The sequence below is a fragment of the Nocardia sp. Tas62D01 genome, from assembly GCF_055232035.1.
Map to the genome: position 1 here is coordinate 8,567,555 of NZ_JBUYUZ010000001.1, position 12,551 is coordinate 8,580,105.

15 protein-coding genes are annotated in these 12,551 nt (G+C 65.7%); 9 read left to right on the forward strand and 6 right to left on the reverse strand.

What is annotated here, in order from left to right:
- The 3 genes from ACV7NQ_RS41565 to ACV7NQ_RS41575 are packed head-to-tail and all read right to left on the reverse strand — an operon-like array spanning position 1 to position 2,990.
- Positions 1-2,142, reverse strand: a complete 2,142-nt coding sequence (locus tag ACV7NQ_RS41565) for an MMPL family transporter (protein WP_463364506.1) — start codon at positions 2,140-2,142, stop codon at positions 1-3.
- Positions 2,094-2,633, reverse strand: a complete 540-nt coding sequence (locus ACV7NQ_RS41570; RefSeq protein ID WP_463364507.1) for a WKL family lipoprotein — start codon at positions 2,631-2,633, stop codon at positions 2,094-2,096. The genes ACV7NQ_RS41565 and ACV7NQ_RS41570 overlap by 49 nt, the downstream gene beginning before the upstream one ends.
- Positions 2,634-2,990, reverse strand: a complete 357-nt coding sequence (locus tag ACV7NQ_RS41575; protein WP_463364508.1) for a hypothetical protein — start codon at positions 2,988-2,990, stop codon at positions 2,634-2,636.
- A gap of 165 nt (positions 2,991-3,155) precedes the next feature.
- On the opposite strand from ACV7NQ_RS41575, the gene ACV7NQ_RS41580 reads away from it, so the two are divergent.
- The 5 genes from ACV7NQ_RS41580 to ACV7NQ_RS41600 all read left to right on the forward strand — a co-directional run bounded on the left by ACV7NQ_RS41580 (position 3,156) and on the right by ACV7NQ_RS41600 (position 6,210).
- Entirely contained in the window at positions 3,156-4,172 is a 1,017-nt protein-coding gene (locus ACV7NQ_RS41580) for a YncE family protein (RefSeq protein WP_463364509.1), read from the forward strand.
- A complete protein-coding gene (locus tag ACV7NQ_RS41585) occupies positions 4,172-4,423 on the forward strand; it encodes a DUF5703 family protein (protein ID WP_463364510.1) in 252 nt (83 codons plus the stop codon). The genes ACV7NQ_RS41580 and ACV7NQ_RS41585 overlap by 1 nt, the downstream gene beginning before the upstream one ends.
- Before the next feature lie 4 nt (positions 4,424-4,427).
- The gene (locus ACV7NQ_RS41590; RefSeq protein WP_463364511.1) at positions 4,428-5,504 is read left to right on the forward strand and encodes a quinone-dependent dihydroorotate dehydrogenase; all 1,077 of its coding nucleotides are present in this window, start codon (positions 4,428-4,430) and stop codon (positions 5,502-5,504) included.
- Between the two features lie 319 nt (positions 5,505-5,823).
- The gene (locus ACV7NQ_RS41595) at positions 5,824-5,958 is read left to right on the forward strand and encodes a hypothetical protein (RefSeq protein ID WP_463364512.1); all 135 of its coding nucleotides are present in this window, start codon (positions 5,824-5,826) and stop codon (positions 5,956-5,958) included.
- 6 nt (positions 5,959-5,964) lie between these two features.
- Positions 5,965-6,210 carry a hypothetical protein gene (locus ACV7NQ_RS41600; RefSeq protein WP_463364513.1) on the forward strand — a complete coding sequence of 82 codons (246 nt, stop codon included), beginning with the start codon at positions 5,965-5,967 and terminating at the stop codon, positions 6,208-6,210.
- 223 nt (positions 6,211-6,433) lie between these two features.
- On the opposite strand, the gene ACV7NQ_RS41605 is transcribed toward ACV7NQ_RS41600, so the two are convergent.
- Positions 6,434-6,808, reverse strand: coding sequence for a hypothetical protein (locus ACV7NQ_RS41605; RefSeq protein WP_463364514.1), 375 nt, complete (start codon positions 6,806-6,808; stop codon positions 6,434-6,436).
- 304 nt (positions 6,809-7,112) lie between these two features.
- On the opposite strand from ACV7NQ_RS41605, the gene ACV7NQ_RS41610 reads away from it, so the two are divergent.
- The 3 genes from ACV7NQ_RS41610 (at position 7,113) to ACV7NQ_RS41620 (ending at position 9,886) form a co-directional block, all read left to right on the forward strand.
- Complete coding sequence (locus tag ACV7NQ_RS41610) at positions 7,113-8,603, forward strand: PfkB family carbohydrate kinase (RefSeq protein ID WP_463364515.1); 1,491 nt, start codon at positions 7,113-7,115, stop codon at positions 8,601-8,603.
- A gap of 260 nt (positions 8,604-8,863) precedes the next feature.
- Positions 8,864-9,529 (forward strand): GTP cyclohydrolase II, encoded by a 666-nt coding sequence (locus ACV7NQ_RS41615; protein ID WP_463364516.1) that lies wholly within the window; start codon positions 8,864-8,866, stop codon positions 9,527-9,529.
- 132 nt (positions 9,530-9,661) lie between these two features.
- Positions 9,662-9,886, forward strand: a complete 225-nt coding sequence (locus ACV7NQ_RS41620) for a hypothetical protein (RefSeq protein WP_463366148.1) — start codon at positions 9,662-9,664, stop codon at positions 9,884-9,886.
- On the opposite strand, the gene ACV7NQ_RS41625 is transcribed toward ACV7NQ_RS41620, so the two are convergent.
- On the reverse strand, positions 9,871-10,398 hold the full coding sequence (locus ACV7NQ_RS41625; protein WP_463364517.1) for a YbhB/YbcL family Raf kinase inhibitor-like protein: 528 nt from the start codon (positions 10,396-10,398) through the stop codon (positions 9,871-9,873). The two genes, ACV7NQ_RS41620 and ACV7NQ_RS41625, sit on opposite strands and share 16 nt — an antisense overlap.
- 20 nt (positions 10,399-10,418) lie before the next feature.
- On the reverse strand, positions 10,419-11,780 hold the full coding sequence (locus ACV7NQ_RS41630; protein ID WP_463364518.1) for a M20/M25/M40 family metallo-hydrolase: 1,362 nt from the start codon (positions 11,778-11,780) through the stop codon (positions 10,419-10,421).
- A 207-nt stretch (positions 11,781-11,987) separates the two neighbouring features.
- On the opposite strand from ACV7NQ_RS41630, the gene ACV7NQ_RS41635 reads away from it, so the two are divergent.
- Positions 11,988-12,497 carry a hypothetical protein gene (locus tag ACV7NQ_RS41635; protein WP_463364519.1) on the forward strand — a complete coding sequence of 170 codons (510 nt, stop codon included), beginning with the start codon at positions 11,988-11,990 and terminating at the stop codon, positions 12,495-12,497.
- The last annotated feature ends 54 nt before the right edge of the window (positions 12,498-12,551 follow it).

Sequence of the window (12,551 nt, forward strand, 5' to 3'; positions counted from 1 at the left end):
TCAGCGCCAGATCAATTTCAGCACCGCCGGCGTCAGCAGCATACGGATCACGGTCGCGTCGATGATCAGTGCGGCGATCATGCCGTAGGCGATGTATTTCATCAGCACCAGATCGGAGAAGCCGAACGCGCCGGTCACCACGATGAGAATCGCCGCGGCTGAGGTGATGACGCCGCCGGTGTGGGCAATGCCGTAGCGGATGGCCTCCGGTGGGTCGGCGCGGTCGGCGCGGGCCTCGGTCATCCGCGACAGCAGGAACACCTCGTAGTCGGTGGACAGTCCGAAGATGACCGTCACGATCAGCGCGAGCACCGCGAACATCAGCGGTCCCGGCGTGAAATTGAGGATCCCCGCACCGTGGCCTTCGACGAAAACCCAGGTCAGGATGCCCAGCGTGGAGCCGAGACTCAGCGCGCTCATGATGACGGCCTTGAGCGCCAGCACAAACGATCGGAACGCCGCATACATCAGCACGAGCGCCGCGATCACCAGGATCGCCGCCAGCATCGGCAGCCTGTCCAGGAGCCCGTTGATGCTGTCGCGCTCCAGCGCGGGCACACCAGCCACCATGACGTCCACGCCGGGCGGTTCGGGTATGGCCCGCAGGGCGGCGATCACCTTGTCCGCGTCGCGCTTGTCGGCCAGCCCGGCATTGAGCACATTGACGCCGTTCTTGGTAGGCACGCTGGGTTCGAAGCGTCCGGTGAGCCCGGGCATCTGGTTCGCCTCGAACCGAATATCGCTGAGCTGCTGCGGATTCGCGCCGACAACCACGAGTTTGAGCGGCTCGGTGCGGAAGCTCGGGAACAGCTCGTCGAAGCGTTCCTGCGCGACCCGCGCCGAATTGTCATCGGCCAGATAGCGTTCGCTCAGTCCGCCGAATTCTATGTTCCGGAACGGAATGCTCAGCGCCATAAGCATGAGCACGATCGGCACCGCCACCAGCCACGGCCGTCGCATCGCCCGGGTAGCCAGCCGCGAGAAGAACCCCGCATCGATCTGCGCCTCGGTCTTGCTGCGCGAGAAGCGATGCCAGCCCCACAGGTCGATCCGGCGCCCGACGATGCTCAGCACCGCCGGCAGCGCGGTCACCGATAGCAGCGCGGCCAGCAGCACCGAACTGATGCCGCCGTAGGGCACCGAACGCAGCACGCCATTCGGGAAGATGAACAGCGCGCCGAGACTGATCGCGATGATCGCCGCCGAGAACAGTACGGTGCGGCCCGCGGTGGCGACGGTGCGCGCGGCGGCCTCCTCCACTGTCCGGCCCGCCGCGAGCTCTTCGCGGAACCTGGTCACGGTGAACAACCCGTAGTCGATCGCCAACCCGAGGCTTACCAAAGTCACTACGGCACTAGCAAATACATTCACACCGATGTGGTTGGTGAGCACTCGCATGGCGCCCTGGGTGCCCAGCACCGTCATGCCCCCGATCAGCACCGGCAGCAGCGCGCCGATCACCCCGCCGAACACGAAATACAGCAGGATCGCCACGATCGGCAACGCGATGATTTCGGCACGTTTGATGTCGTGCTGCATGCCCTGATTGATGCCCTCGACAATCGGCTGCAGCCCGGCCAACTGCACCGTCGTCCCGCCCGGTCCGCCGCCTGCCGGTCCCGCGCCGAGCTCGGTCTTGATCGCCGCGTAGTTCTCGACGGTCGCGGTGCCTTCGCCGCGCAGGCCGATACTGGCGAAGGCATGGCTGTGCGAGGCATCGGTGGCTTGGGCCGCGAACGGGCTGTCCCAGTAGCTGTCGATCTTCTGGACGCGGTCGGGGTGGCGGGCCAGCAACTGGTGCAGCGCGCTCGTCACCGCGGCGCGGACAGCCGGGTCGTCGACCGTGGCCCCCGCCGGTGCGGTGTAAAGCGCGATGATGTCACTATCGGTGTCGCGGCCGAAGGTGTCGTCGGCGATCTTGGAGGCGGCCACCGATTCGCTGCTCTCGTCGAACCAGCCCTCCTGGGTCAACCTGCCCGACAGGTCGCGGCCGTACCAGCCGGAAACGACCACAGCCAGCGCGAACACGACCAGAACGAGGTAGCGGTGACGGTGGACGAAGTGACCCCATCGCGCTAGGCCGGAGTTCAGCACTAGCCGCAGGCGGGCGTGCGGTAGTCGGCGGAGCGCAGAATGCCGCACAGGTCGGTGCGGGAGATCTTCCACTTACCGCCGATGAGCACGAAATGCACCACGGTGGTGCGGATCGCGGTGCCACTGCCGTCCTTGTCCAGACGCATGGTCGCGGTCAGCGTGCCGTCACGGTTGTCGAAGACCGGGTCGGTGACACTGTAGATGGCACGCGGATTGTCTCGCAACGCTTTGTACATGTCCGGGATGGCGTCCTTGAACACCTCGCCGTCCTCGATGAGCGCGGTACGTTCGCTGTCGGGCAGCGCGGGGTCGAGCGCGCGCTTGATCTGCGCGTCCAGCTCGGCTGCCGTCGGCAACGGCCGATGCGCGGCACTGGAGGACGCCGCGACGGAGGAGGACAGCGAAGCATTGGCTGACGAGCGGGCGGCATCGACAGCCCCTTCGTCCGGTCCCGAGCTGCACGCCGCGGCCGACGCCACCACGAGGAAGGCCGCTGCGGTCAGCGCGGTACGGGCGAATTGTGTGGTCAGCATCACCATCTACATACCATCGATGACAGAACTGATCCGTCCCAGCAAGGCCCGGACCGTCGTCACGTCGCGCTCGGCGGCCGCTTCGACCGGCACCGCGTCCGGAATCATGTCCCGTACCAGCGCGATCACGCTGCGTTCGTCGTCGAGATCGATATCGGTGACCCGCGCCTGAGCGACAGCGACGACGTCCTCCGGCCCTGGAACGTAGCTGTCCAGGTCGCTGCGGTAGATCTCCAGCGTGACGGTCGACCGGACCGTCCGAAAGGCGTAGAGCCTGCCATCGGCAGTGCTGCCGAATCCGTGAGCAAACCGACCAACGGTTATGTCATCGATGGCAAATCCCGATGGATGGTCGGCTTTCAACACATCTCCCTGAGTCGGACATTGTTTCAACACAACCGTAACCCGATCACCGACATTCACCTCGAGCCACCACCCCGGTCAGCCGTCACCGTGCGCCATCATGGTCAGATGGTGATGTTGCGGTTGAGTCGTCGGTAGTTCGGTCGGTAGTAAGGAGTTCGGTGGATGCGCCCTCGCGGCTCGGTCCCCTCAGCGATCGCGGGTGTAGCGGTTTTGATGCTGCTCACCGGCTGCTCCTCCAAGACGAATAACGACGATCTGCAGACCAGACAACCGGCCATCGCGGCGGTTGCCCCGGCGGTGACCACCGCACCCGGCGGACAGGTCCTGCCGGTCGGCATTTCCATCGGCGCACTGCGCTACGACGTCGGCACCGGCCTGCTCGCCGCGCTCGACGGCACCACCCTCTCGCTCATCGATCCCACGGTCGAACCGCCCGCGGTGCGTACCGTCGCCCTGCCGGCGCCCGGAGCGGCTTTGGCTCAGGGTTGGCCGGGCGAGATCCTGGTCGCCGCGCCGAACCGGGTGATTCGCGTGGATGTCGCCACCGCGGCCACCACCGAGGTCCGTGTCGAAGGCGACGCCAGGACCGTGCTGCTGCGCGGCGACGGTTCGTTGCTCATCGGCACCGCCGACGGCCACGTCCGCAGCCTGTCCCCCCGCGGCGAGGTGCTCGACACCGTGTCGGGCCTCGCCTCGGCGGACGCACTCGCCGTCGCCGACAACCGGGTCGCCGTGTTGGACCGGCGCCAGACCTCGCTCACCGAACTCGACCTGCACAAAGATCGGCTCGGGCTGGCACTGCGCGCGGGTGACGGGGCCACCAACCTGATATCCGACCGCTTCGGCCGCCTGATCGTCGCCGATACCGCGGGTAACGAACTGCTGGTCTACACTTCCGGACCGCTCGTACTGCATCAGCGTTTCCCGGTAGGATCATCGCCTTACGCGCTTGCCTACGATCTGCGGTCCGACACCGTGTGGGTGACGTGTACGCAGAGCAACGAAGTCGTCGGATTCGATCTGTCGACGGGTATACCGAAGGAAGTGGGCCGGTATCCGACGGTCCGACAGCCGAACTCGGTGGTCATCGATGAGCGCACCGGTGACCTGTTCGTCGGGTCCGCGACCGGAGACGGTCTGCAGCGGATCCGCGCGGATGAGCGGAAGAGAGGGCAGTGATGGCGCCGAAATTTCGCCCGCGCGCAGCGCTACCGGCGAGTTGGGAAACCAGCAGCGACGACTACGAGTACGTGCCGCTGCGACTACCACCTGAGGTGAACCGGGTGACCGCGTCGATGCGGCTGGCCATCCAGGCCGAATTCGGCGGCTGGGAACTGTCCCGCGTGCGCGCCTACACCGACGGCAGCCGCCGGGTACTGCTGCGCCGCCGAAAAACCGCGCAGCTACCCCAGCCAGAACCGGGGATGTGAGCCGATGTACGCATTAGTGCTGCGCCTGATGTTCCTGCTGCCGCCCGAACGCATCCATCGTCTGGCCTTCGCCGCGATGAAGCTGGCTGAGCGCTTCGCCCCGTCTCGCTGGGCAATGTCCAGGGTGCTCGTTTCCGACGATCCGATCCTGCGCAATACCGCCTTCGGCGTGGACTTCCCCGCACCCCTGGGCCTGGCCGCGGGATTCGACAAGAACGCCGACGGCGTCGACGCCTGGCGGCCGCTCGGTTTCGGTTTCGCCGAGATCGGCACGGTCACCGCGCAAGCCCAACCCGGCAATCCCGCGCCGCGGCTGTTCCGCCTGCCCGCCGACCGCGCCCTGATCAACCGGTTGGGCTTCAACAACGACGGCGCCGCCGCCGCGGCCGAACAACTGCGCGGCCGCCGCGGCCGCCTACCCGTCGGCGCGAACATCGGTAAGACGAAAGTCGTCGAACCCGAAGGCGCCGCAGCCGATTACGCGATCAGCGCCGCACTGCTCGGCCCGCTGGCCGACTTCGTCGTCGTCAACGTCAGCTCCCCCAACACCCCCGGCCTGCGCGACCTGCAAGCCGTCGAATCGCTGCGCCCGGTGCTGCAGGCCGTGCTCGACAGCGTCCAGGTGCCGGTGCTGGTGAAGATCGCCCCCGATCTCTCCGACGACGACATCGACGCCGTAGCCGACCTCGCCGTCGAGCTCCGTCTGGCAGGCATCGTCGCCACCAACACCACCATCCGCCGCGACGGCCTGCGCACCGACCCCGCCGAAGTAGCCGCCATGGGAACGGGCGGCCTCTCTGGTCCGCCGGTCGCCGACCGCTCCCTCGAAGTCCTCCGCCGCCTCTACCGCCGAGTCGGCGGCCGCCTCGTCCTCATCTCCGTCGGCGGCATCGAGACTCCCGACCAAGCCTGGGAGCGCATCCTCGCCGGCGCCACCCTCCTGCAGGGCTACACCGGCTTCATCTACGGCGGCCCCTTCTGGACCCGCAAAATCCACCGCGGATTGGCACATCGCTTGCGCGAGAACGGCTACAAGAACATCGCCGACGCCATCGGTGCGGAACACGAGGCCCGCGCCTGAGCTGATCGCCGCGGCGGGAGGGCGATGCGTCATTGCAGGACATGCCATCCCGCATCGCCTGAAAGACGCAAGCGGGCGCTGCCGTGATGCACGCGGCCTATTCTGGTGTGCGGCAGGACAAATCAATGCAGCACCCAAGGGGGACGGTGCATGGTGCCGTCGAATTCGCAGGTCATCCCCGGCGTGGTCACCGTCGTCGGGGACGCGGTATATCTACCGGGTCGAGCGCATTCCGTCCGCTGACGCGCCCGCGGACGGGAGCTTCCAGGAGCACCCGGCGGCAAGGACCTCCGTCGCGGCCGCTCGGCTCGGGCTCCAGGTGCAGCCGATCTCCGGCGACGACACCGCAGGCCATCCCATCCGTGCTTACTTACGCAGCCAGAACGTCGACATCGAACCGGTACGGGTGGTCCCCAATGTGCCGACACCGGTCACCGCGGTGATGATCACCTGAACGGGCGTGGCAGGCAGCGTCGGCTGTCGTGACGATCGCATCCGGCTCAGCCCGCAGGACCTCCTCGGCGGCGCGGTGCACGACGCGATCGCAGCCTCCGACGCCTTGCTGCTGACATTCGAACAACCCGAAACCCCACCATTCGCGGTCGCCCTCGAAGGATCTCCCGGCAAGTATGCGGCTTTCACAGCCGCCCTCGCCTACCGTCTCGTCTCCTCGCGCCGCCCCACGGATGAACACGACTACCTATAAGCGAGCGCCGCGATGGTTGCGACACAATCGTTCGGTGACATCCCCGGCGCCATGCCCGAAGTCGATCAGATCGATCGAATCGTCCGACTGGCTTCGGCGCAGCAATAGTTGCGAACCAGCCGATGCCTATCGGCACTGCGAGCACCAACCAAAGCGAGCACCAACCAAACTGCGCGGCATTGACACTAACCGAGCACGCGCGGCGTCCGCTGCGCCGCGATCTTCAGCGCGAGCGGAAGGTGGGGCCGGTGGTGACCGGTTCACCCGCCGCCGCGTCGTCTTGCTCCTGCGATTCGTCCGAATGCTGTCGCAGCCGAGCCACAATCCGCTTGGACAACAGGATCACCGCCTGTTCCCAGATGATGCCGACCGTATCCGCTCGTTTGGTAGCTTCGGCTTGCGCGATGCGATCGTGCACACCCGCAGGGTTGCTGAGGATCTCGTCGAGTTCCATGCCCGCGAATGCCTGTTCCCGGGTCAACAGCCGGCCGGGCAGCCAGCTCAGCCGCCAGATCCTGTCCCCCGGCCCGTTCATCCGGTACGCCGATTCGGGAGTTATATCGCTGATCATCGTCCATTCGGTCGCGTGTACATTCATGGCTGCCTCCGAGGTAACAGCTCGAGCCCGATGAGCTCTAGGGGTATTCCGAGTCGCCCGGGCCAATGCTGTATGCGCCATCGAACGTTCCGTATCCAGAGAATCACTCTCGTCACCAGGCCCTCCCGAGTCGTCTGGTGGAGGCGATAAGATCGCCCAACCCAGTGTGGCATTTGCGGTTCCTAGCCGTCAATTGCCGTTGTAAGTTGGTAATTGCCGGTTTTGCAGCGCGCTAAACCCCGTTGTCGCTCCAGCTGCATAGGCAACGAAACAGCAACGAGCGCACGGAGGGTGGATCTCGGACATGGTCCTGCAGGACTCGCGCATGGTTGCCATTCGCAATATCCTCACTCGCCTGGGCAAGCATTCGGGCCTCAACCCGGATCGCTTGCGCACCACCGAGATCGACGTGTCACCGTTGCTGGACCTACCCGTGGTGCGACAGCGCGCGCATCAGGTCAGAGTTACTGCCGAGCAGGCCGTACTGCCCGTTGTCATCGAACTGACCACACAGCTGGGCCCGACCGACCGGATGATCGTCGATGCCGCCTTGTCTCTCGGCCTGTTCCGCGAAAACCCAGCTGCTGGAGTAGATCTCGATCGGCTCTACGCCGAACACATGGGCAAGCGGCGCGAGTACCTGACCGAGCAGTGGCAGTCGCTGCATGAAGCGCTGCGGGCGGACAGCATTCCACCGACGCCGACCGTGCGGCAGTTGCGGGGCGCGCTCGAGCATAACGCCTTCACCGCTCTCGCCGGTCTACTGGCCGCGGGATCGCAGTATGCGATTGCGCTGCCGTACGATGCCCCCAAGCCGAAAACGCTTGTTGCACTGGCATATTCAAATGCCAAGCCGGGCGTCGTCACGGTGGTCGGGGACGCGGTTATCGACCACATCTATCGGATCGATCATGTGCCACGGCCAGGAAAATCCACTCCGGGCAGCTTCGAGGAACACCCCGGGGGCAAGGGGCTCAACCGCGCCGTCGCGGCGGCCCGGCTTGGTCTCGAGGTACGGCTGATCGCGACGATCGGCGACGACGACCGAGGCCGGTACATCCTCGACTACCTCCGCGAGGAAAACGTCGATACCGATTTGGTCAAGATCGTCGCAGGAGCGCAAACGGCGGTCGCCGCGGTCATGATCACCAGTACCGGCATGTCGAGCAGCATCGGTTGCAAAGACGACCGCGTCCGGTTGGGCGCGCCCGACCCGCGCAATCCGGCGATACGCGACGCGATCCTCACCTCGGATGTCGTGCTTTTGACCTTCGAGCATGCCGTCGACGTGATCGAGGAGGTGATGGCCACGATGCGACCCGATGCGCCGCCACTGCTCGTGGTCGACCCAACCCCTCCGATCGATCGACCACAGCTGCTCTACAGACACCTGGGGGCCGTCGACTATCTCGTCGGCGGAAGGTGGGAGCTCGAACGGATGATGGGCGAGGTGAACCACGGCCCGGATACCGACGTCGTGCGACGGCTGCGCTCGCTCGGTGTGCGTTCGGTGTGTGTGCTCGAGGACTTCGGATGCACGGTGCGCTCCGACGGGGTGGATGTCGAGATCCTTCCGTACCCGGTGGCACTCGAGGGGTCGCCGGGCGCTCAGGCCGCCTTCGCCGCCGCTCTCGCATACCGCTTGATTTCATCGCGCCGCGCTGCCGATCGGCAGGACTATCTCTGGGCAACCGCCGCGATGGTGGCGACACAGTCGTTCGGGGACGTCCCCGGCGCCATGCCATTGGTCGGCGAGATCGATCGGATCGTGCGGCTCTCGTCCGAGGACCGTTGACAGGTCGGGACGAGCGAACTCTCGGCTATAGCTGTAATCTATTGCCCTCCAACCTGATCGGCGTCACACCAGCCGCGCCGATATACCTTCAGCGGTCGCGAAGCACCCTCCGCTGGGATACTGTCATGCCCCGCCGGGTCAGGCGTGTAATTTGTCGAACAACCGACGCGATGGTGGCATGCCATTCCTGCTCGGTCGCGCGTCGCACCACCGGTAACCCGCAGTCCCGCCTGATCGCCTGACCTGCATCGGAGGAATATGTGACCACCGCGGCATCGAGCCTCACCGATACCGGGCATCGGTTGACTCGCAAAGGGCGCGAACTAGACGTTCGAGTCGTGCCGATTCCGCACGAAGCCAACGGCGGGCATGCGCTGGTCTTCGGTCAGGTCACCGACGGATGCCTGGTTCGCATCCATTCCCGCTGTCTCTACGGTGAAGCGCTGCGATCGGATGACTGCGACTGCGGTCCCGAACTCGACACGGCGATGGATCGGATCCAAAAGGCGGGATCCGGCGTCCTCGTTTATCTGGAGCAGGAGGGACGCGGCGCCGGGCTGACCAACAAGGCGCGCGGTCTACACCTCAGCGAGGTCTGCGATCTCGACACCTTCGACAGCTACGAGCGACTCGGCTTCAGTGCCGACGCACGGTCCTACGAACTCGCGGCCAAGAGTCTGGCCGCGCTCGGACTCACGTCGGTGCGGCTGCTCACGAACAATCCGGACAAGGTTCGCGCATTGGAAGGTGCCGGTCTCGCGGTGACCGTGGTGCCATTGCATATCAAGCCCCGAAGCGAGCGGGCGCGGAAATATCTCGAGGCCAAGCGGAGCCGCCGCGGACACATGATTCCGGTTACCACACCACTGGTCCTCGGATCTCCGGGCTGGTGGCTCGTACTCATGCCGTGGCGCTGGAGCCGCTAGCACAGTAACGCCTGCCACAGCGTTCCACATCTGACCACGATTAGTGAGCTGCGCGCCGACGAGGTGGTGACCGCCGTCAAGGAGGGCAACACCAACCTGTCGCGGGTGGAATAGATCAAGCGGTTCACCCTGGTGGCCTCGGCGTGGGAGCCGGGCGGCGAGGAGCTGACCCCGACGATGAAGCTCGAGCGGTCGCCGATCGCGGCCAAGTACGCCGAGGAGATCGTCGCGCTCTATACCAGCCCGCTGCCGGACGGGCGTCGTCAACGTCTCGTAGCAGACGACAACCGAACGTACTGTGGCCCTGAGCATTTCGCTCAGGGCCACAGTGTTTCTCGAAGTTACTTCACCTCGTAGGTGCACACGATGGTCGCACGGCCGAGGGTGTGGAAGAACAGATTGAAGCCGAGAAACGCCGGCGTCGCGTCCTCGCCGACCTCAAGGCTTTCCACATCCACCGCGTGTACCACGACGAAGTAGCGGTGCGGTCCGTGTCCAGCGGGCGGCGCGGCGCCGACGAAGCCAGGGAACGACGCGTCGTTGCGCAGATTGATCGCGCCCTCGGGCAGGGTGCCGCCAGCGCTGCCGGCACCGCCGGACAGCGAGGTGGTGCTCACCGGGATGTTCGCGACGGCCCAGTGCCAGAATCCCGACGCCGTCGGTGCGTCCGGATCGAACACCGTCACCGCGAAACTCTTTGTCTCGGCGGGGAATCCGGACCAGGACAGCTGCGGTGAGATGTCCTTGCCTCCGGCGCCGAAGAATTCGCTGACTTGATCGTTGTGCAGCGACTCGCCATGGGTGATGTCTTCCGAGGTCACCGTGAAGGTGGGCACCTGCGGGAGCGCGTCGTAGGGGTTGTAGGTCATGAGATCCTCTCCGGATTGATTCAGCTGTGCAACAGGAAATGTTCCAGCACCTGGGTGCCGAATTCGAGGGCATCCACCGGAACTCTTTCGTCGACACCGTGGAACAGGGCGGTGAAGTCCAGATCCGGCGGCAGCTGCAGCGGCGCGAAACCGAAGCAGCGAATACCCAAGCGGGCGAACGCCTTCGCGTCCGTGCCGCCTGAGAGCATGTAGGGCACGGTGCGGCCCTGCGGGTCGTGGGCGAGAATGGCGTCGTTCATCGCGTCGACCAGGTGGCCGTCGAAGGTCGTTTCGTACGAATCGAGTTTGGTGATCCACTCGCGCTCGACGTCCGGGCCGATCAGCTCGTCGACCTCGCGTTCGAATGCCGCCTGCCGTCCTGGGACCACCCGGCAGTCCACGACCGCCTCCGCGGTCTGTGGGATGACGTTCGCCTTATATCCGGCCTGCAGCATGGTCGGGTTCGCGGTGTCGCGCAGCGTGGCGCCGATGATTCGAGAAATGGTGCCGAGCTTCGCCAGCTGGCCCTCGATATCCGGGCTCGACGGATCGAATTCCAGGCCCGTCTCCTCGGCGACGGCGGCAAGGAATTCAGCGACGGAATCCGAAAGCACCAGCGGGAAAGTGTGTTTGCCGAGTCGCGCCACCGCTGCGGCCAGGATGGTGACGGCGTTGTCCTCGTGCAGGAACGAACCGTGGCCCGCACGGGCCTTGGCGCGCAACCGCATCCAGCCGAGCCCCTTCTCCGCCGTCTCCACCAGGTAGAGCCTGCGCTCGGTGCCATCCGGGCGCGGCACCGTCAGCGAGAATCCGCCGACCTCCCCCACCGCCTCGGTAATCCCGTGGAACACGTCGGGCCGGTTGTCCACCAGCCACTGCGACCCCCACTTGCCGCCGTTCTCCTCGTCCGCCAGAAACGCGAAAATGATATCGCGCGGCGGCACCGTCCCCTCGATCTTGAACTGGCGGGCCAAGGCCAGCATCATGCCGACCATATCCTTCATGTCGATCGCGCCGCGCCCCCACACATAACCGTCGCGGACCGCACCGGCGAACGGATGCACGCTCCAGTCGGCGGCCTCGGCGGGCACCACATCGAGGTGGCCGTGGATCATCAGCGCGCCGCGGTTGGAATCGGCGCCTTTCAACCGAGCGAACACATTCCCGCGCCCCTGCGCGCCGGACTCCACATACTCGGTGGTGTAGCCCGCCTGATGCAGCTGATCGGCCACCCACTGCGCGCACTCACACTCCCCCTTGGTGGTAGCCAAATCGCCGGTGTTGGAGGTATCGAACTGGATCAGCCTACTGACCAGCTCCACCACCTCGGACACCGCGCGAGAGCTTTTGTTCGGGCCGGATCCTTCGCCAGTTGCTGACACGTACCCTTTCCTACCATCTGGCGGCCGGGATGCCGTGCTGCACCTCCCGCCGCGCCGGTCGGAGTGCACCTGTGCGGTGCCGTCTATGGTGCGCAATCGCGGCGCGGCGTGCGCCAGCATCAGGCTGATCGGAACGCCGCCTGTGTGATCGCCGCCTACTCGGGTACCCCTGTGACCGACACCACTCGTGCTCCGAAAGTGGGTACCATGAAGCTGATCAACCTTCCACCCCTTCCGGTCGACGCCGTAACCGATTGGGTCGGTCGACAAGTCACAGAGCGGGTTCCGAAGGCGGATATGAGCGAGCGGGATCCTGAGTTCATCGCCCGCACGGCCGGTCCGTACTGGGAGTTGGCGCGCCGGTTCTTCCGTCCCGAGGTGCGCGGTCTCGATCGAATCCCCGAGGACGGCCCGATTCTGTTGGTAGGCAACCACTCCGGAGGCAATGTCTCGTCTGAGGTGATGGTGACGACCCTCGCGTTCGCCCGCCGTTTCGGTCCCGACCGTCCGTTCTACCAACTCGCCCCACAACTTGGTGATGGCCGTGCCGGTGCTCGGTTCGTTCCTCGCCAAATTCGGTGCCATCGCCGCGAACCCCGACAGCGCCCGAGCCGCGCTGCCCTGGACCTGGAGGTGGCCTACGAGTACGTCACCGGGATCATGCACCGGGCGCTGTCCGACCTGGCGGCGGACCACAAATACCCGCTCCTGGGGTGAGTAGTCTTGCCCGACGGGCATCGGGTTCTTCCATGCGGCGCAACACGTTTCGCC